This window comes from Marinobacter sp. DS40M6 (assembly GCF_028581595.1).
Classification (GTDB): Bacteria; Pseudomonadota; Gammaproteobacteria; order Pseudomonadales; family Oleiphilaceae; genus Marinobacter; species Marinobacter salarius.
Genome location: NZ_JAFCAE010000008.1, coordinates 43,154 through 62,334 on the forward strand (window position 1 = coordinate 43,154; position 19,181 = coordinate 62,334).

Genomic DNA, 19,181 nt, shown 5'->3' on the forward strand with positions numbered 1-19,181 from the left:
GCCCCCCGGCCGGCCAAGTGCCCGGGACTTTTAAGCAGGTAAATGCACGATGCCCTGCCTGCGTGGCTTCTGTTACAATGCGCGGCGATTTCCTGAAGGGGCATGTGCCCCTTCTGAACCCTCGTTTCCGGACACCGTAACAGGTCAGGCATCTCATGAATTCACTGGAAAGACGCTCTGTTGCAGCACTGGCATCCGTGTATGCCATGCGGATGCTTGGGCTCTTTATGGTGATGCCAGTGTTCGTGCTCCTTGGCAGTGATCTTGACGGCGCAACACCGGCGCTGATTGGTCTGGCCATCGGTGCCTATGGTCTGAGCCAGGCGCTGCTGCAGATTCCGTTTGGCATGCTGTCTGATCGCGTTGGCCGTAAACGGATGATCTACATCGGGCTGGTACTTTTCGCCGCAGGCAGTTTGCTGGCAGCCTCTACAGACTCCATATACGTTGTAATCGCTGGTCGGATTCTTCAGGGCGCGGGCGCCATCGCCAGTGTTTTGATGGCGTTATTGAGTGATCTGACGCGGGAGGAGGAGCGGACCAAGGCTATGGCAACGGTCGGCATCTCCATCGGCCTGTCATTTTCCGTATCGCTGGTTCTGGGGCCCTTGCTGGGGTCTGTCTCTGGTTTGTCCGGCATTTTTTATGCCACGGCCGTACTCGCGTTGGTGGCAATAATGATCGTCAATCGTGTGGTGCCAACACCCCATGAGCACAAGTCCAGTGCGGATACCCATCCGGCCAGGGCAATGTTGCAAACCGTCCTGTCTGATGGCCGACTGCTGAGGCTGGATTTCGGAATTTTTGCATTACACCTGGTGTTGACCGCGATGTTCCTGGTGTTTCCAACCCTGCTTCAGGATCGGCTGGGGCTTCCCGCTTCGTCACATTGGTGGTTCTACCTGACGGTTATGGTGGCCTCTTTCTTTGCCATGGTGCCGTTTATTATCGTTGGGGAGAAAAAGCGCCGGATGAAACCTGTTTTTTGTGGTGCCATCGCGCTGCTTGCCCTATCAACCGCTTGTGTTGGCGCGCTTGGTGGTGGGCTTGCGATGGCCTGGGGGGTGCTGTTCTTCTTCTTTATGGCGTTTAACCTGCTGGAGGCCAGTTTGCCGTCTCTGGTCAGCAAAGAATCGCCGGCAGCGGCAAAAGGCACTGCTATGGGGGTCTATTCCACGTCGCAATTTTTTGGGGCATTTCTGGGTGGGGCGGTTGGTGGTATTCTGCTCGAGCAGTTGGGTCTTCAGGGCGTGCTTTGGTTTATGGTAGGTGCGCTGCTGATATGGCTCGCGGTAGCGTTGACGATGTCGACCCCGGGCCATACCACCAGTTTCGTGGTACAGTTGCAGCCTGTGGTTTACAGTCAGTTTGATGAGATTGATGACACGCTGAGAAGCATCCCCGGGGTGCAGGATGTTGTCATCCTGGAGGAGGCGGAAACTGCCTACCTGAAGGTGGATCGTCAAACATTTGATGAACTGTCGCTTGCGGGCTTTTCATTTGTCCGGCAGGGCAGCCAATCTTGAAATTCGGAGGTCTGCAGGGAAGGCAGGCCATCCCTGAAAACAGAGTCAGGAGCAGATCATGGCACGAGGCGTAAACAAGGTTATTCTGATTGGGAATCTGGGGCAGGACCCGGAAACCCGCTATACCCCGAATGGCAATGCGGTGGTGAACCTCAACCTTGCAACCGATGAAAGTTACAAGGACAGGCAAACAGGCCAGTTGGTGCCGAAAACCGAGTGGCACCGGATTGTGATGTTCGGCAAGATTGCCGAGGTGGCTGGTCAGTACCTGCGTAAGGGCTCAAAGGTCTACATCGAGGGTAAGTTACAGACGCGCAAGTGGCAGGGGCAGGATGGTCAGGATCGCTACACCACCGAGGTAGTGGTGGACATCAACGGCCAGATGCAGATGCTCGACAGTCGTGGTGGCGAAGGCGGCGGCATGAGCCAAGGTGCTCCCGCTGGCCGTCCGCAGCAAGCGGGCAATGCCGCGCCAGCAGCCGCGGGCCCGTCTGGGCAGCAATCCGGAGGCGGGGGCTACAGTCAGCCGTCACAAGGCAGCATGCCGGAACCGGTTGATGACTTCGACGACGACATACCCTTCTAGGGTTAGTTACAAAAAGCCCCCGCCAAGCGGGGGCTTTTCTGTTAACGAGTTGCAAAAAGCAGTGAAATAGAACAATAAAACATGGAATTACGTTTACTTTTTCAACTACTATTAAAGTCACTATAAGAATCGTCCATTTTTTAGGCATCGAGGCTTTCGAGTGGCCCTGAGCTTTATTAAAAGCTTTCTGAATCGTTCCGATAAACGGCAGCAGATCTATCTGGAAATTCGTCCTGACGGCATCGCGTGGGCGGAATCCGGAGGTAGCGCGGCTTTTGCCGATTGCTTGCCGGCAAAGCGGGAGTCTGTTCTCCGTGCATTAGTCGGCGAGCGCGCCTGGGCCGGTGTCGATACCACTCTGGTTTTACCGATGGATCAATACCAGGTGTTCCAGTTGGAGCGCCCTGAGGGCGTTGAAGACTCGGAGCTTGGTGATGCCCTGAAGTGGAAACTCAAGGACATTCTCGATTTCAATCCGTCCGATGCAGTCTGCGATGTATTTCCGTTTCCGGAAGATGCTTCTCGTGGCCGCGGGGACCTGGTTAACGTGGTTGCCGCCAGAAAGTCTCTCATTAGTGAGCTGGTTGCACTGGTCGAGGCATGCGATCTGGCGTTGATTTCCATTGATATCGCCGAGTTGGCTCTGCGTAACCTGGTGCCCCGTATTGATCCCGATCATCGGGGGGCGGCCGTGGTGCACATGCGCGAGCGGTTCGGGCAGATGATCGTCTGTAAAGGCGAAACACTGTACCTGTCGCGACGGCTGGACGTGACTTCGGATGACCTCCGGGATGCAGCGCGGCAGGAAAATGCCGTGCAGTCTTTGGCCCTTGAGATGCAACGCTCCCTCGATTATTACGAAAGCCAGTTGGGGCAAGTGCCCCCTGCCGTCATTCGCCTGGTGGCGCGTGACAACCTCATGCCATTGCCCTCCATGCTTGCCTCCTATGTGGCCGCCACCGTTGAAACGCTGGATTGGTCGCCTTACGGTCTTGATCAACCCTTGGACAGCCGCTGCCTGGTTGCCTGGGGCGCAAGTCTGGTACCGACCGGCAAGGGGGCAAAATGATCCAGCAGGTCAACCTCTATACCGATGAACTGCGTCCCCGAAAGGAAAAACTGCAGGCCCGGATGGCGTTGTCCATTCTGGCCCTGGCGCTGGTTGTGATTGTGGTTTCCGCAGGGGGTGTCCGATATCAGGCGTCGCACTTGCAGGCGCAGGTCGATTCTCGGCAGGCACAGAATGATCAGCTACAGCGTGCGGTGGAACAATTGACCACTGAGGCGGAAGCCCGCCAACCCGACCCTGAGGTTGAAGCCGCCCTTGAGCGTGTAACCGCGACGTTGGCACGAAGGCAGCGATTGCTGAGTCGTGTGGAGGACCTGGTGGCCAGCGAAGCAGCGGGATTTTCAACGCAGCTGTCGGCATTAGCCCGACAGGTGCCGCAAGGACTCTGGCTGACGCACATCCGTCTGGACGGTCATCAGGGGAATGTTGCTTTGGCAGGCAGGTCGCAGTCTGGACGGCTTGTGCCGATATACCTCGAAAAGCTTAGCGGGGAGCCCGCCTTCGTGGGCAAGACCTTCGGCAGCTTTCGGCTTGACCGAGAGGAAGACGGGCGCTGGATTGAGTTTCAGGTTGCCACGGACAGGAACTGGGAGGGTGCTGAATGAATCAGGCTTTTCGTCAGCAGTTTGATAGAGGCATAGCCTGGTTCGATGACCGTCCTGTTCGCGAGCGGGCAATGATTACTGTAACCGCCGTGGTCCTGGTTCTTTTTGTTGGCTGGGAATTGTGTGTAGCGCCTGTGATGGGCCGCAACGACCAGCTCCAGTCCCGCCTGGATTCTTTGGCCAACACTCAGGCGTCGTTGCTTGAGCAACAACAGGTGTTGACTGCGCGCTTGTCCTCCGACCCGTCCCAACAAATTCGGGACAGGCTCGCGTCGCGCCAGCAGCGTCTTGACCAACTCGATGAGGAACTGGCCGAAACCACCGGACGGCTGATCGCGCCGAGGGCCATGGTGGGATTATTGCGGGACATCCTGGCGGCCCAGGAAGAACTTGAGCTGCTGGGTGTTGAATTGATGCCGCCTGTGCCCGTATTTGAGGACGGTCCTGGCACGCCAGAAGATACTAACAGCAATGACGACAATGAAACCCGTGAGCCGCTGCTGTTCGCACACGATGCGGAAATTGCCATTCGTGGAGGCTATATGGACGTGCTGTCTTACCTCGAGACCCTTGAAGCCATGGACGCCCGCCTCGGTTGGGTGCTGCTTGACTATGATGTCAGCGAGTATCCGCACAACGAGATCCGGGTTCGGGTCAGGACACTGAGCCTGGACCGTGCATGGTTGGGAGTCTGAAATGAGGGTGTTGCTGATCGTATTGATGTTGGCTGCAGGGTATGCCTTTGCCCTTGAGGATCCAACCCGGCCGAGCGGCTTTTCAGGCAGTGCGCCACAGTCAGAACCGGCGAGGGAGTTTTCACTGGCGTCGATATTTATTGGCAATAATCGCAGGTTGGCGGTTATCGATGGAGAGGCCCGCAGGGAAGGGCAGGCGTTTGAGGGGGTTCGCATTCGGCGTATTTACCCCGACCGGGTTGAGCTGGTTGATCAGGGAAGAGTGCGCGTTCTACGCCTGGACCCCCTTCCGCAAGTGCGGAGTTCGCAATGACAGACAAACGAGCTGCTATGACACTGAATCGAACGTTTTTGACCGTGCTGCTGGCAACGTCACTGGCCGCCTGCAGCAATAACCCGCTGATGCGCACCAGCCAGGCCACCTCGACGGACGCTGCCCAGTCGATTGATGACGCGCTGGCGGAGGCCGAAGCCAAATCCGCGTTGCAGCGTGCCGAGCGGGAACAGGCCGCACGGGCAGGTGTTCCGGAAGAAGTCAGTGCGGCCCTGATGCCGTCGCTGTCTGCTGACACGGATGATGAGGAACGGTTCGATGTCGATGCCCGTGGCCTTGCCGCCGGCCCGTTCTTCGAAGCGCTGGTGGAGGGTAGCCGGTATAACGTGGTGGTTCACCCCGGTGTTGACGCGGTTGTTGACCTGAGGCTCCGGGACGTGACTGTTCCCGAAGTTATGGATATCGCCAGTGACCTCTATGGCCTGGATATTCAGCGCAACGGGCGACTGTTTCAGGTAAAGGCTGAAAGCGTCCAGACTCGGATGTTCCCGATCGACTACCTGCACTTCAAGCGCAGTGGCGGCTCTGAAACCCGTGTCAGTTCAGGGCAGGTCAGCAGTTCACGTGACAATTCAACCGGTGCGGGCGCGTCGCAGGACAATTCCGACAACACTTCAACAGCGAATCTCGTTGGCACTCGCATCTCCACCGAGACCGAGTCCGATTTCTGGACCGATATTCAGCGCGCGCTGCAAATGATCGTAGGATCGGAGAATGGCAATCAGGTGATCATCAATCCCGGCGCGGGGCTGGTGATGGTGCGCTCCGATGGAAAGTCCCTGGCGCAGGTGGAAGAGTACCTTCGCCGAACTCAGTTGATTATGCAGCGGCAGGTGGTGCTGGAAGCCAAGATTCTGGAGATTGGTCTGAATGAAGGCTATCAGCAAGGGGTTAACTGGTCTGATATTCAGAGTGCCTCCTCGGTAACAGCGAGCGATGGCTTGCCGGCCGAGTTCACTGCCCAATCGCTGGCGGGGCAGGCGATACGGACCTCCGATATTGGGGGCTTGTTTTCGGCGACCTTCCGGGAAGGAACCTTCACGGCGCTTATTGAACTTTTGGGCGAGCAGGGCAATGTGCAGATTCTCTCCAGCCCCCGAATTTCGACCATCAATAATCAAAAAGCGGTGATCAAGGTTGGCACCGACGAGTTTTTCGTAACGGACATCGACTTCGACGACAACAACTCGGCAGTGACAGCCACTGACCGGACCTCCACCTCAGTGGAACTGACCCCGTTTTTCTCCGGGATTTCGCTCGACGTTACCCCACAGATTTCAGAAGACGGCGCCATTACCCTGCATGTGCACCCCTCCGTGAGCGAGGTGAATGATCAGGAGAAGGTGATCACGGTGGGCGACCGGGACGTCACACTGCCTTTGGCGCTCAGCACGGTTCGCGAGACCGACAGTGTGATCCGTGCCGAAAGTGGCCAGATTGTAGTGATCGGCGGGTTGATCCAGAACACCAGCGAGGACAACAACTCGGCAGTGCCCTTCTTCAGTGAAATTCCCTTGTTGGGAGAATTGTTTAAACAGCGACGGTTCCAGTCTCGCAAGAGCGAGCTGGTCATCCTGTTGCGCCCCGTGGTTGCCGGCAGCCAGCAGATGAATGCGGATGTATCGGCCAGTCGCGACCGGATGCGGGTTCTGCGGGAACTGCTGGAGTCTTCCGAATCTGTGAAACCCCAACCGGAGAAAGCCAGGCGCTAGCATGTACGAAGCTCATTTCGGACTGCAGGAAGCACCGTTTGCATTGACGCCCAACACCCGGTATTTCCTCCGGGCACGTAGCCACAGCGATGCGCTGGAACTGCTGTTGGTGGCCTTGCGTGAACGGGAAGGCTTTATAAAAATCACCGGCGAGGTTGGTACCGGCAAAACCCTGCTGTGCCGGTTGTTGCTCAATGAGCTGGAGCAGGACGCCCATACGGCCTACATTCCCAACCCGCACCTGACACCGGAGACCCTCTATGAGGCTGTGGCGGAGGAGCTGGGTGTGGACGTTGCGAGTTGCGCCAACACCCACCAGATACTGAAAGCTCTGAACGAGCGCCTGATTGCGCTGGCCATGGAGCAACGCCAGGTGGTGCTGGTGATTGATGAAGCCCAGGCCATGCCCGAGGAAACCATCGAGGCGCTGCGTCTGTTGACCAATCTGGAAACCGAAAGTACCCGGCTGTTGCAAGTGGTGCTATTCGGACAACCGGAACTGGACCAGATACTCCAACGAGACAGCATGAGGCAGCTACGGCAGCGGATTACCTTTCAGTATCGCCTGGCACCATTGGATAAGGTGTCGGTAGCACAGTACCTCAGGCACCGCCTGTCCCAGGCCGGGTACAACGGCGGTGACCTGTTTGCACCCTCCGCACTGCGTTTGATTTCCCGCTCATCCGGCGGTATCCCGCGGTTGGTCAATATTATCGCCCATAAGTCCCTGTTGTCAGCGTGGGGCCGGGGCGACCAACAGGTCAGCCGCTGGCACGTGATGCAAGCAGTCAGGGACACTGACAGCGCCCGCGTGCCCAACCTTCTGGTGAGGTGGCTATGAGTTTGCTCAATGATGCTCTGCGGGCCGCCGAACAGCGCCAGGATCGGCCTGTGGCGCCCGGAGTCTATGCGGGAGGTCAGGCGCAGGCTGGCAATCGCAAGCGTGCGTTGGTGAGCGTGTTGGTGGTTCTGGCGATCGTAGTCGCTGGCCTTGGCGGCTACTGGCTGCTCTCCATCGACTCCTCTTCTGCCCCCGCAGAACTCGCGTCAGTTCCCTCTACCGATACTGCGCCCTCGGCAGATGAACCAAGTCAAGCCAAGGTAAGCGATGTTGCCGCTGACGTTTCGCGAGCGGAGCCCGAAGAACCAGCAGAAGCGGTGAAGGCCGTGTCGTCGCCCGCAATGGCTGAGCCGGAACCGGTTCAAATACAAGCATCCACACCGCGGACACCCGCGTCTCAAAACCCGGCACCAGAGCCGTTGTCACCGGAAACCACGGAACCTGATACCACGGAGCAGGAGCCAGCCCAGTCGCCCCCTGCCTCGGTGGCGAAAAGGGAAAAGGTTGAACCGTCATCGACGGAGCCAGAGAAAGAGGCAGAAACAGAAGCTAAGGAAACGGAACCAGAAAAGACTGCCATTGCTGACGTGAAACAGGTGCCGGAAACGCCGGCTGCGACCGATCGCAGCACTGCGAGGGAGTTGGAAAAATTGGTGGCGCAGGGCCGTATTACCGACGCAGAGCGCCGTCTTGCGGCCCTGACCCGGGAGCAGGACGCCCCCCGCAGCCGCTATGTGGTTGCCAGGGCATTGCTGGTTGATGGCAAACAGGATCAGGCCCTTGGCTGGCTGCCCGCGGAGGTTACCGCACAAAACACGGCTTTGCGTTTGCTGAGAGCAAGGGCCCTGCACGCCAACAATGATCTGGGTGCGGCCCTCAACACACTGACGTCGAGCATTCCGCCTGTGGAAGGACATGCCGAATACCGCGTTACGCTGGCAACGTTGCTGCAACAACAGGGTGACAGTGCAGAAGCCGCCCGGCACTGGGCGGCACTGATTGCCTGGGATGACAGCCAGGCTCCATGGTGGGTGGGGCTGGCAATTTCCCTCGAGACACAGGGCGAGCAGGCCGGAGCGGCCAGGGCCTACCAGCAGGCAGCCGAACTTCCGGGGCTGCCCCGGTCGTTGGCCGACTACGTACAGCAACGCCTGCAGGCATTGCGGGCAGGATGATCCATGGCTGAAGCAAAGAAAAAAATCCGCATAGGCGACCTGCTGGTCCAGAACGACGTCATCACTGAGCAACAGTTGATGACCGCCTTGCGTGAGCAGAAAAATACCGGACGCAAGCTGGGCCGTACCCTGATCGATCTGGGCTATGTGGAAGAGGACAACCTCCTCAACATCCTGTCACGCCAACTGGATGTGCCATTCGTTCAGTTGCGCCACTTCCAGTTCAATAACGAGCTGGTCAAGAAGCTGCCGGAAGCCATGGCCCGCCGTTTCCGCAGCATCGTATTGGCGGAACAGAGCGGCGAATTGCTGGTAGGTATGGCCGACCCGCTCGACATCTTCGCCTACGACGAACTGGTGCGGGTGCTGAAACAGCCGATCAAGCAGGCCGTTGTGCGGGAAAGCGAACTGCTGAATACCCTCGATCTGGTGTATCGCCGTACTGACGAAATTGCCTCGCTGGCGGAAGAACTGGAAGACGAACTGGGCGACGACGCCTTTGACCTGGCGGACCTCAGCGCCGAGTCTGAAAGCGCGGAAGCACCTGTGGTAAAGCTTCTGCAGACGCTGTTTGAAGATGCCGTGCAGGCCCGCAGCTCCGATATTCACATTGAACCTGATGAGACTGTGGTACGTATTCGCCAACGGGTGGATGGCGTGCTGCAGGAACAGGTGATGAAGGAAAAGCGGGTTAACTCCGCTCTGGTGCTACGCCTTAAACTGATGGCTGGCCTGAACATTTCCGAGAAGCGGATTCCCCAGGATGGCCGCTTCAATATCCGCGTAAAGGGCCGCAGCATCGATGTGCGGGTTTCCACCATGCCGGTTCAGTACGGCGAGTCGGTGGTCATGCGTTTGCTGGACCAGAGCCAGGGCATGCTGAACCTGGACGTCACCGGCATGCCGGAAACGCTGCTCGAAAACTTCCGCCGTATGATCAAGAAGCCCCATGGCATGATCCTGGTCACCGGCCCGACCGGTAGCGGTAAGACCACAACCCTTTATGGCGCGCTAACCGAACTCAACCGTCCGGAAGTCAAAATCATCACCGCAGAAGACCCGCTGGAGTACCGGCTGCCGCGCATTACCCAGGTGCAGGTAAACCCGAAAATCGGCCTGGAATTCGCCAGTGTACTGCGCGCCGCGCTGCGCCAGGACCCGGACGTGATCCTGGTGGGCGAGATGCGGGACCATGAAACCGCCGAGATTGGCCTGCGTGCGGCGATGACCGGCCATCTGGTGCTCTCGACGCTGCACACCAACGACTCCATCAGCAGCGCCATGCGACTGATTGATATGGGCGTGGAGCCTTTCCTGGTGGCCAGTTCCCTGCTTGGCGTTGTTGCCCAGCGGCTGGTGCGCAAGGTTTGTGAGAACTGTCGCGAGGCCTACGAGCCCACCAGTCAGGAAAAAGTCTGGCTGAACCAGTTCGATCTTGATCCGCTCGACCTGGAGGCCGGGTTTGTACATGGTCGCGGTTGCTACCAGTGCAGCAACAGTGGTTACCGGGGGCGTCTGGGTGTGTACGAAATGCTGGAAATGAACGAGGCGATGCTGGACGCACTGCGCCGCCAGGACATCGCCGGTTTCACCCGGGAAGCGCGCAGGAGCCACCTTTACCGGCCGCTTGGTCTTTGTGCCATGGATTTTGCACTGCAGGGCGTGACCACTCTGGAAGAAGTGGCCCGGGTGGCGGCGACCTCTGAGGGCGACGTGTCCCTGGATGAGGTGCCGGTGCTCTCTCAATCCTCTGGTGATAGCGGCGCCGACAACCCTGCTCCCAATGAGGGAGGTGTCTGATGCAGTTTACGTACCGGGGTAAGGACAGCAGAGGAGTCGTGCAACAGGGTGCGCTGGCTGCACCGAGCCCCGAGGCGGCAGCGTCTGAACTCATGCGGCGGGGCATCACACCCCTGGCGATCCATGAGCAGGCACAAGGCGAATCCATCGGCGACCGGCTGAACAACTTGCCGCTGTTCCGCAAGAAGATCACCCTGGACGAACTGATCGTGTTCTGCCGTCAGATGCATGCGTTGACCAAGGCGGGCATCCCGTTGATACGAACCATGCGTGGCCTGGCGGACACGACGCGCTCGCCCGCGCTCAGCGAAGTGCTGGACGACGTAACGGATCGCCTTGAGGCCGGTTCCACGATGGCTACCGCCATGCAGGCGCATCCCAAGGTGTTTCCGGATCTGTTTATCGCCATGATCCATGTGGGGGAGAACACCGGGCAATTGGACGACGCCTTCAAGCGGTTGTCTGAGATCCTCGAGCTGGAGCGGGACACCAAACGGCGCCTCAAGCAGGCCATGCGTTATCCCACCTTCGTGATGATTGCCCTGTTTGGGGCGCTGATGGTGGTGAACTTCCTGGTGATTCCGAAGTTTTCGGCGGTCTTCAGCAAACTGGGTGCCGACCTGCCATTCCTGACCCAGGTACTTGTTGGTACCTCAAACTTCCTGTTGGGCTACTGGTACATCGTGTTGTTCGGTATGGCTGCAACGGCGCTTTTGGTGAGGCAGTGGAAAAACACCGACCAGGGACGCCTGACCTGGGACCGCTACAAACTGAAAATGCCTATTATCGGACCGCTGCTGGAGTTGATTACCCTAAGCCGGTTTGCCCGTAACTTCGCCAGTATGCTGTCTGCGGGTATGCCCGTGACCCATGCGTTGACCGTGGTTGCAGACGCCACGGATAACGCCTGGATATCCAAACACATCAAGGAGATGCGGATCGGTATCGAACGCGGTGAAAGCCTGCTGCGGACAGCCCGGCAGAGCGATATGTTCACGCCGCTGATCTTGCAGATGATTGCGGTGGGTGAGGAAACCGGTTCGGTGGACGACATGCTCGTGAATGTGGCGGACTTTTACGATGAAGACGTGGACTACGGCCTCAAGCGGCTGGCGGAATCCATCGAACCGATACTGATCGTGGCCATGGGTATCCTGGTTCTCATTCTTGCACTGGGCGTGTTTCTGCCCATATGGGACCTGGGAGCGGCCGCCATGGGGCGTGGGTGAATGACCGGCCAGAAGTATTCGGCGATGTCGGTGCTGACCAATTCACATCGCCTGAGGTTTCTGGTGGCCCTGTGCATCCTTTTTACCCTCTGGTGGGTAATACTGGGAGTTGTAGAGCGGGAAGCCGGCAGGGCGGAACAACAAGGTACACGGCTGATGATCAACCAGATCAGAAGTGTGCTGGTCGTAAAAGGGGCGGAGATTCGCCTGCAGGAAGGGGCCGACTTCAGGGCCTGGTCGGGCGGAAACCCTTTCGAATGGTTTGGATCAGAACCGGCCCGGTATGATGGGGTTTGTCATGACGGGCTGCCGGAGCCCGGCAGGTGGTGTTTCAAGCCGTTACAAACCGGCGATAAAGGCTACAAAAAAGACACGGCAGGCGCGCAGGGACAGGTTATATTTCAACCACGCCAGCCGATAACCCTTGGAGACAGGCAGGGAAGCGGCGACACACCCATGGCCTGGGTTGTGGCGGTCGAGTTCACGGACAGGAACGGCAACGGACGCCTTGATGGACAGGATCTCCAGTCCGGGCTGAGATTGCAGCCGGTGGAGACGCAAAACGATCGTGCCGAACATTGATAACAAGCCTCAGGGAGGCCACGCTATGAGGGCAATGACACTAAAATCGCGCCAGACAAAGGGGTTTACCCTGATTGAGCTGGTGGTGGTGATCTCCATACTCGCCATTCTTGCAGCCTTTGCGTTGCCAAGGTTCGCCGAACTGTCGGACGAGGCCCACCGGGCAAGCATCCAGGGCACCTCGGGCGCCTACGCCGCTGCTGTTGCACTGGTTCGTGCCCAGTGGACCGCCCGTGGCGCCGCTGGCGCACAAACCAATCTGCCCGGCTTTGGCGAGGAAAACGTCGACGTGAGTGCTGACGGTTGGCCAACGGGCGTAGGTGGCAACACCGACCCGACCGCCATGAGTGCCACAGAGTGCCAAAACCTCTGGCTGGCCCTGATGCAGTCGAACGCGCCGACCGTGGCAACGTCGGGCAGTACAAGCGATTACACAGCAAGCGCAAGCGGGTCCGTTTGTACCTACGAGTACAACCTCAATGGTGGCACGGACAACATTCAATACGACGCCGACAGCGGCGAAGTAATTCGGGTTATTAATTAATCCATTTTAAAGCAGCAAAAGCAGGAGAAGACCATGAATATGATGAACCAGATGGCAGCAAGAAAAGAGAAAGGCTTCACCCTTATTGAACTGGTGATGGTGATTGTGATTCTCGGGATTTTGGCCGCGTTTGCGTTGCCGAGGTTTGCGGATTTTGGAACCGATGCTCGTTCGGCAGCACTTGAAGGCGGTGTTGGTTCTGTGAAGTCAGCAGCTGCAATCGCCCACTCCCGCTGGGTTGCCAATGGCAGCGTTGCGAGTCAGGCGGTTAATCTGGATGGCGCTAACGGAATCACCATGTCCGCAGAGGGCTATCCGACAAACGATGCTGCTGGTATTGGTACCGCTGCACAGTTAGATGCAAACGATTTTGTGTTCAGTGGTGGAAATATCGAACTGGTATCAGCAGAGGATACCGATGGGAACGGGACTGTAGATTGTAACTTCACATATGACCCTTCGACCGGTGGCGTGACAGCTCGAGCAACCGCTGATTGCTAAGCAATTGTAGTAGTGTAGGTCGAGTTAGCGACTCTCTAATTCGACCTGAGTAATGCAGCTACGGTAAATCCGGGAGTGGGGCATGAGAAAAAGAATCGCCCCGATGTCATCGGGGTTCACCCTTGTTGAGTTGGTCATGGTCATCATCCTGATCGGGGTTCTCTCCGCTCTGGGTGTTGGCCTGCTTGCCAGCCGCTCCGCCTTTTCTCCCTTGTTGGCTACCCAACAACTTGCCTCTGCAACGCTGCTTGCCCAACAAGCAGCGTTGGCAGGCAACTCTTCTAACAGTCTGACCATTTCACAGAGTGCAGAGCACTTCCGGTTTACCGTCGGGGCGAGGACGTTTGAGCTGCCACGGGCGGAAACGTCTTTGTCTGTTGCTAGTGGCTTGCCACTGACGGTGACATTCGGAGCAGACGGTTCACCAGGGGCCGGGACCAATATCGAGTTTACCTTTACTGGCGACAGCACCTTTGAATCCTGCCTGAGTTCCCTCGGTGCGGTCTATCGTGGGAGTTGTCAGCTGTGATGTCTGACCAGCGCGGTGCCACCCTGGTGGAGCTGGTGATGACCATTGTCATTATCAGTGTGGCCATTGCCGGAGTGGTGGGAGCGTTCGCCCTTATCAGTGGTCGCAGCGCTGATCCCTTGAACCAGACCCGGGCCGTAGAGCTTGCACAGCTGTACATGGATGAAATCATTACCCGGAAGTACGACGACTCAGTGCCTCAGGGAGGTATGCCGAAATATTCAGGCGGCTGCAATATAGGAGCAGAACCTGGTGAAGAACGCGGTACCTACGATGACGTCGATGACTACAACGACTTGACGGATAGCCCGCCGAAAAACGCCCGCGATAACGATGGTGAAGTTCTTGATGGCTATGCGGGCTTTTCTGTTTCAGTTTCGGTGGTTTGTGCTGGTGCTGATGTGGGACTCCCCGGTTCTGAGGCCAAAAGGGTCGATCTAACGGTTCTTGCTCCGGGAGGGCAATCGTTTTCATTTTCGGCCTACAGGGCAAATTTCTGATGAGGCGTGTGGCAGGGTTTACCCTTGTGGAGCTGGTCATCGTGATCGTTCTGCTCGCTATTGTTGCTACGATTTCGGTGCAGTTTGTAGCACTCTCCACCCGTGGTGCCATTGATGTGGGATCTCGTCAGCAGCGGGCGCTTACTGGCGTGGTTGTCAGCGAGCATATCAGCCGGGGGCTGAGGGAAGCCCTGCCGACTTCGGTTCGGACCAATTCGAGCGGTTCCTGTATTGAATGGATGCCGATCATTGCTGCGTCGAACTACGAGAATTTGCCCGGCGGGCCGACTCCTGATTCGTTTGAAGCGGTGCCGCTTCCGGATGGAGGTTCCGCAAGGGGCCGGGTTGTGGTCTATGGATACGGCAGTAATCTCTACGATGTGACCAATCCCGGCCCGGTGTCGCCGTTGGCGACTATGCCTGCCGGTGCTTCACCGGTGACGGTCACTCTGGACTCGCCCCATCGTTTTTCCGCTAAATCGCCTGAGAAGCGATTTTATGTTGTTGGTGACCCGGTAGCACTCTGCCAGTCTGGCCGCTGGCTATACCGATACAGAAACTACGGTATCAACGAGCCGGTGGCGTCCGGCTTGCCAATCGCGTATCCGGGGCGCGAGGTCCTGGCAGCAAACCTTGAGGCGGCATCACTGTTGTTTGAGGTTACGCCCCCTACCTTGCAGCGTGGTGCGGTAGTGTCCTTCCGTCTGGTGCTGGAAGATACTGGAACCGGAGAGTCCACCGCCATCAGTCAGGAGGTACAGATCCGCAATGTTCCCTGACAGATCTCGACAGCATCAGGCTGGTGCAGGCCTGCCCGTTGCCCTCTTTGTTATCACCGTGCTGTCGCTGCTGGTTTTGGGCATGTCTCAGATGCAGCAGATCAGCGGTGAGTCAGTCAGCCTGCAGATTCAGTCACAGCGGGCATTCTTTGCGGCTGAAAGCGGTGCGCAGGTCGCGGTTCGTGACGTGCTCGAGGCCTCCGACTGTGCCGGGCTGAACAGCCCACTGGTTTTTAATGATGCCGGCGGACTGCAAAGCTGTCGTTCCCGCATGACCTGCGAGTCGGTAGCGGCCAATATTGGCGGTTCCGGTGGCAACACGGTGTATACCATAACCAGTACCGGGCAATGCGGTGCTGGGCCGGATGAATCAACCAGGGTGGTAGAGGTGCGTGTGCGATGATGTCTGTTCTGCGCGAGTTACCACGGATCGTGGTTATTGTTCTGTGTTCGATGATTGCTCCATTGGCGTATGCGGCACAATGTAGCGATGTGTTCAGTCAACCGGATGGTGTCAATGACAACCTGCAGGCATCGGGAAACACCCTTGACCTTACCGGTGTGAACTGGGCCAACGGAACCTGGCCTCCCTCAGGAGTTCCCCAATTGGGAGGTGAGGAATATGTCTCCTCTCAGCCAGGACCTAGCTATGAGCTTGTGCTTCAGCCCGGGGCGCAAAAGGTCATATTCGTCAACGGCAACCTGACAATTGATCGCGGCACTCGGTTGAACGAATCCGGCTCTCCGGACCAACTGCTTATTGTTGTGCGCGGAAGCCTCAGCATTGCAGGTGGCGGGAATAGTGCAAACAACCGGGTTGTGATTAATGGTCTGATATACGCAGCTGGCTCGGCGTCGATTGGGAACAACGTCTACATCGACGGTGCTGTAGCCGCCGGAGGGGCGATTTCCACTGGAAACAGAGACGTAGAGTTTTCTGACTCTGACGTCAATACGGACCTGTTGGAAGGGCTGTGTGATTCAGGAGCAGCGGGGCCCGTGGATTTGTCGGCCAACGGTGAGTCAGTGGGCCCAGTGTCGATAGGCGTCGACGATAGCGTTTCGTTTTCTGCTGATGTGGCAGGTTGCCCTCCAGTGCCGACTCTCTCGACTCAGGACTGGCGTGAAACATGGTTGGTCGATGGACAGCAGGTGGCTCAGTCTGTATCTGGATCATCCAGCTGCTCAAGGTCGCCGCTTATCCGGACAGATACGTTCGATACGGAAGGACAGTACGCGGTCCTGTTAACGGTTGAGTACCGGAACTGTTTTTTAGGCTTCTTTTGTGGTGGGTGGCAGGAGCATGGTGGCGACACGATCACTATGGATGTGAGCGACGACGATGCGCTCACCTGCTTCACTGATGATTATCTTGATGGCAGCCTGTCTGCAGACGATTGGGTGACATCCGTGTCGAGAGGAAATTTCACGCCAAGTATTGTGAACGGTCGTCTTCGTATGACAGAAGCCCGTTCTAACCAGGCCACGGCTGCAACTATTCAGCGCGAGATTCCGGGTGCGGAAAATCTGGTGATCATTGAATTCGATTACTACGCCTATGGGGGAAATGGCGCGGATGGTCTGGCAGTCGTACTTTCTGATGCGAGGGTGACGCCTCAGCCTGGAAGTTATGGCGGGTCCCTGGGGTACGCCCAGAGGAGTAATGGAGATCCGGGATTTGCCGGCGGGTGGCTTGGTATAGGTCTTGATGAGTTTGGTAATTTTTCTAACTCCAACGAAGGCCGTGTTGGAGGGGCGGGATTCAGACGGGATGCAGTCGCCGTCAGGGGAGCAGAGCAGGGTGGGTACCGGTATTTGCGGGGAACCGGCAGTGTATCTCCGGGTATTGACCAGCCGGGAAACAATCCGTCTGCCCATCGTTACCGGGTCACCGTAGATTCACGTGTTTCCGGCGAGGCCCTGGTATCGGTGGAGCGTGATGTGTCCGGTACTGGTGACAATTACCAGATCCTTGTGGAAAGTTTTAATGCGCTGAACGAACCTGGGCAGCCCGCTGTGCCAGAAAATTTCCTGTTGTCGTTGACGGGCTCCACCGGCGGTTCTAACAATATCCATGAACTGGACGGCTTCCAGTTGTGCGCCCTCAAGCTGAACCCGGTGGGCGCCCAGGTTGATCATTTTGAAATCCTTCATGATGGCGTGGCGCTGACCTGCCAGCCAGAAACGGTCACCATCCGTGCCTGTGCCACTGCAGGGTGTAACGACAACGAACTCTTTACCGACCCGGTTGAGGCAACGCTTGAGCCTACTGAAGGCTGGCAGGGAGGCAATCCCGTGACGATTGTTGGCGGGACGGGCGAGTTCGTATTGCAGAATACAGTCGCCGGTGAGGTCGTCCTCAATGTGGTGGGCTCGCAGCCATCAACTCGTCCTCAATCCGTAACGCTGTGTCGGCGCGGCAGCAGTCCTCTGTCTTCTGAAAACTGCAAGCTGGAGTTTTTTGAGTCAGGGCTGGCTTTTGATATTCCCGATCTGACATCCCACAAGCCTTCGGGCCCGGTGCAGGTTCAAGCCGTACGGCAGGACGATGCAAGCCAAGCGTGTGTTCCAGCGTTTGAAAACGCTGAGCGGGAAGTCCATTTCTGGTCAACGTATGTGGATCCCGGCCCGGGAGGCCGTCCTGTTGATCGCCCCTTGTCGGTGAACAACACGGATATCAGTGGGGACGAGAGTGCGCCTACACCTCTGAACCTCTCATTTGGTGATGACGGTATCGCCGAGATTGAAGTCAGCTACCCGGATGCGGGGCGTCTGGACCTCGGTGCCAGATATGACGGATCACCTGCGAATAACGACGAAGGCTTGTCGATGCCAGGCTCAGATGCCTTTGTCAGCACCCCGGCGGGGTTTTGTGTCAGTAGCGCAGGAGCGTGTGCGGCGGGCGATTCTTCTTGTGACGTATTCGTCAGGGCCGATGAGCCTTTTGATCTGTCGATCACCGCTGTTGGCTGGCAGAGCGACACTGACACCGATCTATGTGATGCAAACCCTGTTACTCCTAACTTCCGGATGTTGACGGTCCCCATTGCCTCGGAACTGGTTGCGCCCTCGGGTGGTGTCAATGGCACTGTGTCGCCCTCTAGCTATTCCCATTCCCGGTCATTGGATGCGACTGAAACGGTCAGCGTAAAGATGTCAGAGGTTGGCGTGTTCCGTTTTACAGCGACTCCGGTAACCGGTGGGTATCTTGGTAAAACGGTGCCTAAGGGCACCAGTGCACCTACGGGGCGTTTTTACCCCGATCGTTTTAACGTCACCATTGACGAAGGTGCACTGGGCGCTCATTGCGGTGCACCAACGCCTTTCAATTACACCGGGCAGGACATTTCATGGTTATTGGCGCCAACACTGACAATTGAAGCCCTGTCGATGGATGGAGCTCGTACCAGGAACTACACCGAGCCCGGATTCCAGAAGCTGGTCAAGGAGGACGTGATTCGAACTTTTCCCGTCGAAGACAGCTCGGCAGTGAACCGTGAGAATGAGAGCATTGACGTCAGTACCAACGTATCCCCAGGGGAGGAGCTGTCGGTGGCCGAGCCCGGTCTTCTGCAGTTCAACTATGCTGCTGGTGATACCGTTCGTTACCTGAAGGTCCCTGAAGCGAGGGTTGCCCCCCTTACGCCGCCACCTTCCCCACCCGACCTTCCCGGCCCAGCGAATCATCTTCTGACCTATGGTGTGACTGATATCACCGACGCTGATGGCGTCAGTGCCGACGATGCGCCGTATAAATTTTCACCGGCAGCGACTTTCGACATCCGTTTTGGCCGGTTGTCCATGGACAACGTGTATGGTCCTGAAAATGTGCAAGAGCTACGGATGCCTTTCAGGCTGGAATACTGGAATGGCTCGCGGTACGTAACCAATACGGTCGATAACTGCACCAGCTGGACGACAGCCACCATTTCGAGCGCTGCCAATCACCACACACTCGTTTCGGATTCGGGCACGTTTACCGCGGGTGAGGCCGGACCACTACGGCTTCAGGCGACCGGCTCCCAAGGTACAGATCGACTGACATGGACAGTTGACGAATGGCTCCGGGAGGATTCAGACGAGGATGGTACTGCCGAAGCGCCCTCAGCCCTGGCCACCTTCGGCGTCTACCGTGGCCACGACCGCGTTATATACTGGCAGGAAAAATAGCGGG

Annotated in this window: 19 protein-coding genes; all 19 read left to right on the plus strand. The window is 57.6% G+C overall.

The features are described from left to right. The first annotated feature begins 155 nt into the window (after positions 1–155). Entirely contained in the window at positions 156–1,526 is a 1,371-nt protein-coding gene (locus tag JJO78_RS18095; RefSeq protein WP_126810622.1) for an MFS transporter, read from the plus strand. Between the two features lie 58 nt (positions 1,527–1,584). After that, positions 1,585–2,112: a single-stranded DNA-binding protein gene (ssb, locus tag JJO78_RS18100; protein ID WP_075195655.1), complete on the plus strand. Its 528-nt coding sequence runs from the start codon at positions 1,585–1,587 to the stop codon at positions 2,110–2,112. 160 nt (positions 2,113–2,272) lie between these two features. After that, the gene (locus JJO78_RS18105; RefSeq protein WP_199480604.1) at positions 2,273–3,181 is read left to right on the plus strand and encodes a biogenesis protein MshI; all 909 of its coding nucleotides are present in this window, start codon (positions 2,273–2,275) and stop codon (positions 3,179–3,181) included. Beyond that, a complete protein-coding gene (locus tag JJO78_RS18110; RefSeq protein WP_127402090.1) occupies positions 3,178–3,786 on the plus strand; it encodes a PilN domain-containing protein in 609 nt (202 codons plus the stop codon). Before JJO78_RS18105 ends, JJO78_RS18110 begins: the two co-directional genes overlap by 4 nt. Continuing rightward, positions 3,783–4,481 (plus strand): type II secretion system protein GspM, encoded by a 699-nt coding sequence (gspM, locus tag JJO78_RS18115; protein ID WP_036203381.1) that lies wholly within the window; start codon positions 3,783–3,785, stop codon positions 4,479–4,481. The genes JJO78_RS18110 and gspM overlap by 4 nt, the downstream gene beginning before the upstream one ends. Before the next feature lies 1 nt (position 4,482). Then, a complete protein-coding gene (locus JJO78_RS18120) occupies positions 4,483–4,794 on the plus strand; it encodes a hypothetical protein (protein ID WP_085681645.1) in 312 nt (103 codons plus the stop codon). Beyond that, complete coding sequence (mshL, locus tag JJO78_RS18125) at positions 4,791–6,527, plus strand: pilus (MSHA type) biogenesis protein MshL (RefSeq protein ID WP_036203391.1); 1,737 nt, start codon at positions 4,791–4,793, stop codon at positions 6,525–6,527. Before JJO78_RS18120 ends, mshL begins: the two co-directional genes overlap by 4 nt. 1 nt (position 6,528) lies before the next feature. Next, a complete protein-coding gene (locus tag JJO78_RS18130) occupies positions 6,529–7,368 on the plus strand; it encodes an ExeA family protein (RefSeq protein ID WP_036203392.1) in 840 nt (279 codons plus the stop codon). Then, positions 7,365–8,543, plus strand: a complete 1,179-nt coding sequence (locus JJO78_RS18135) for a tetratricopeptide repeat protein (RefSeq protein WP_085681644.1) — start codon at positions 7,365–7,367, stop codon at positions 8,541–8,543. The genes JJO78_RS18130 and JJO78_RS18135 overlap by 4 nt, the downstream gene beginning before the upstream one ends. Positions 8,544–8,546: 3 nt before the next feature. After that, a complete protein-coding gene (locus tag JJO78_RS18140) occupies positions 8,547–10,343 on the plus strand; it encodes a GspE/PulE family protein (protein WP_273624380.1) in 1,797 nt (598 codons plus the stop codon). Beyond that, positions 10,343–11,572, plus strand: coding sequence for a type II secretion system F family protein (locus JJO78_RS18145; protein ID WP_075195659.1), 1,230 nt, complete (start codon positions 10,343–10,345; stop codon positions 11,570–11,572). The genes JJO78_RS18140 and JJO78_RS18145 overlap by 1 nt, the downstream gene beginning before the upstream one ends. Further along, positions 11,573–12,154: a hypothetical protein gene (locus tag JJO78_RS18150; protein WP_273624381.1), complete on the plus strand. Its 582-nt coding sequence runs from the start codon at positions 11,573–11,575 to the stop codon at positions 12,152–12,154. 34 nt (positions 12,155–12,188) lie between these two features. After that, complete coding sequence (locus JJO78_RS18155; RefSeq protein ID WP_273624383.1) at positions 12,189–12,698, plus strand: type II secretion system protein; 510 nt, start codon at positions 12,189–12,191, stop codon at positions 12,696–12,698. A gap of 33 nt (positions 12,699–12,731) precedes the next feature. Continuing rightward, positions 12,732–13,199: a type IV pilin protein gene (locus JJO78_RS18160; protein ID WP_273624385.1), complete on the plus strand. Its 468-nt coding sequence runs from the start codon at positions 12,732–12,734 to the stop codon at positions 13,197–13,199. Positions 13,200–13,281: 82 nt separating this feature from the next. After that, the gene (locus tag JJO78_RS18165) at positions 13,282–13,728 is read left to right on the plus strand and encodes a type II secretion system protein (RefSeq protein ID WP_273624386.1); all 447 of its coding nucleotides are present in this window, start codon (positions 13,282–13,284) and stop codon (positions 13,726–13,728) included. After that, positions 13,728–14,228, plus strand: a complete 501-nt coding sequence (locus JJO78_RS18170; RefSeq protein ID WP_085681641.1) for a type II secretion system protein — start codon at positions 13,728–13,730, stop codon at positions 14,226–14,228. The genes JJO78_RS18165 and JJO78_RS18170 overlap by 1 nt, the downstream gene beginning before the upstream one ends. After that, positions 14,228–15,007: a PulJ/GspJ family protein gene (locus JJO78_RS18175; RefSeq protein ID WP_036203405.1), complete on the plus strand. Its 780-nt coding sequence runs from the start codon at positions 14,228–14,230 to the stop codon at positions 15,005–15,007. Before JJO78_RS18170 ends, JJO78_RS18175 begins: the two co-directional genes overlap by 1 nt. Further along, entirely contained in the window at positions 14,997–15,410 is a 414-nt protein-coding gene (locus tag JJO78_RS18180; RefSeq protein ID WP_199448889.1) for a hypothetical protein, read from the plus strand. Before JJO78_RS18175 ends, JJO78_RS18180 begins: the two co-directional genes overlap by 11 nt. After that, a complete protein-coding gene (locus tag JJO78_RS18185) occupies positions 15,407–19,177 on the plus strand; it encodes a DUF6701 domain-containing protein (protein WP_273624387.1) in 3,771 nt (1,256 codons plus the stop codon). Before JJO78_RS18180 ends, JJO78_RS18185 begins: the two co-directional genes overlap by 4 nt. Positions 19,178–19,181: the final 4 nt, after the last annotated feature.

Bases quoted from the DNA above. Each gene is read 5' to 3' on its own strand.
- JJO78_RS18130 (WP_036203392.1), top strand. From the start codon at position 6,529: ATGTACGAAGCTCATTTCGGACTGCAGGAAGCACCGTTTGCATTGACG.
- JJO78_RS18185 (WP_273624387.1), top strand. From the start codon at position 15,407: ATGATGTCTGTTCTGCGCGAGTTACCACGGATCGTGGTTATTGTTCTG.
- JJO78_RS18175 (WP_036203405.1), top strand. From the start codon at position 14,228: ATGAGGCGTGTGGCAGGGTTTACCCTTGTGGAGCTGGTCATCGTGATC.
- JJO78_RS18135 (WP_085681644.1), top strand. From the start codon at position 7,365: ATGAGTTTGCTCAATGATGCTCTGCGGGCCGCCGAACAGCGCCAGGAT.
- JJO78_RS18170 (WP_085681641.1), top strand. From the start codon at position 13,728: ATGTCTGACCAGCGCGGTGCCACCCTGGTGGAGCTGGTGATGACCATT.
- JJO78_RS18150 (WP_273624381.1), top strand. From the start codon at position 11,573: ATGACCGGCCAGAAGTATTCGGCGATGTCGGTGCTGACCAATTCACAT.
- JJO78_RS18145 (WP_075195659.1), top strand. From the start codon at position 10,343: ATGCAGTTTACGTACCGGGGTAAGGACAGCAGAGGAGTCGTGCAACAG.
- JJO78_RS18165 (WP_273624386.1), top strand. From the start codon at position 13,282: ATGAGAAAAAGAATCGCCCCGATGTCATCGGGGTTCACCCTTGTTGAG.
- gspM (WP_036203381.1), top strand. From the start codon at position 3,783: ATGAATCAGGCTTTTCGTCAGCAGTTTGATAGAGGCATAGCCTGGTTC.
- ssb (WP_075195655.1), top strand. From the start codon at position 1,585: ATGGCACGAGGCGTAAACAAGGTTATTCTGATTGGGAATCTGGGGCAG.
- JJO78_RS18160 (WP_273624385.1), top strand. From the start codon at position 12,732: ATGAATATGATGAACCAGATGGCAGCAAGAAAAGAGAAAGGCTTCACC.
- JJO78_RS18110 (WP_127402090.1), top strand. From the start codon at position 3,178: ATGATCCAGCAGGTCAACCTCTATACCGATGAACTGCGTCCCCGAAAG.
- JJO78_RS18120 (WP_085681645.1), top strand. From the start codon at position 4,483: ATGAGGGTGTTGCTGATCGTATTGATGTTGGCTGCAGGGTATGCCTTT.
- JJO78_RS18140 (WP_273624380.1), top strand. From the start codon at position 8,547: ATGGCTGAAGCAAAGAAAAAAATCCGCATAGGCGACCTGCTGGTCCAG.
- JJO78_RS18180 (WP_199448889.1), top strand. From the start codon at position 14,997: ATGTTCCCTGACAGATCTCGACAGCATCAGGCTGGTGCAGGCCTGCCC.
- mshL (WP_036203391.1), top strand. From the start codon at position 4,791: ATGACAGACAAACGAGCTGCTATGACACTGAATCGAACGTTTTTGACC.
- JJO78_RS18095 (WP_126810622.1), top strand. From the start codon at position 156: ATGAATTCACTGGAAAGACGCTCTGTTGCAGCACTGGCATCCGTGTAT.
- JJO78_RS18155 (WP_273624383.1), top strand. From the start codon at position 12,189: ATGACACTAAAATCGCGCCAGACAAAGGGGTTTACCCTGATTGAGCTG.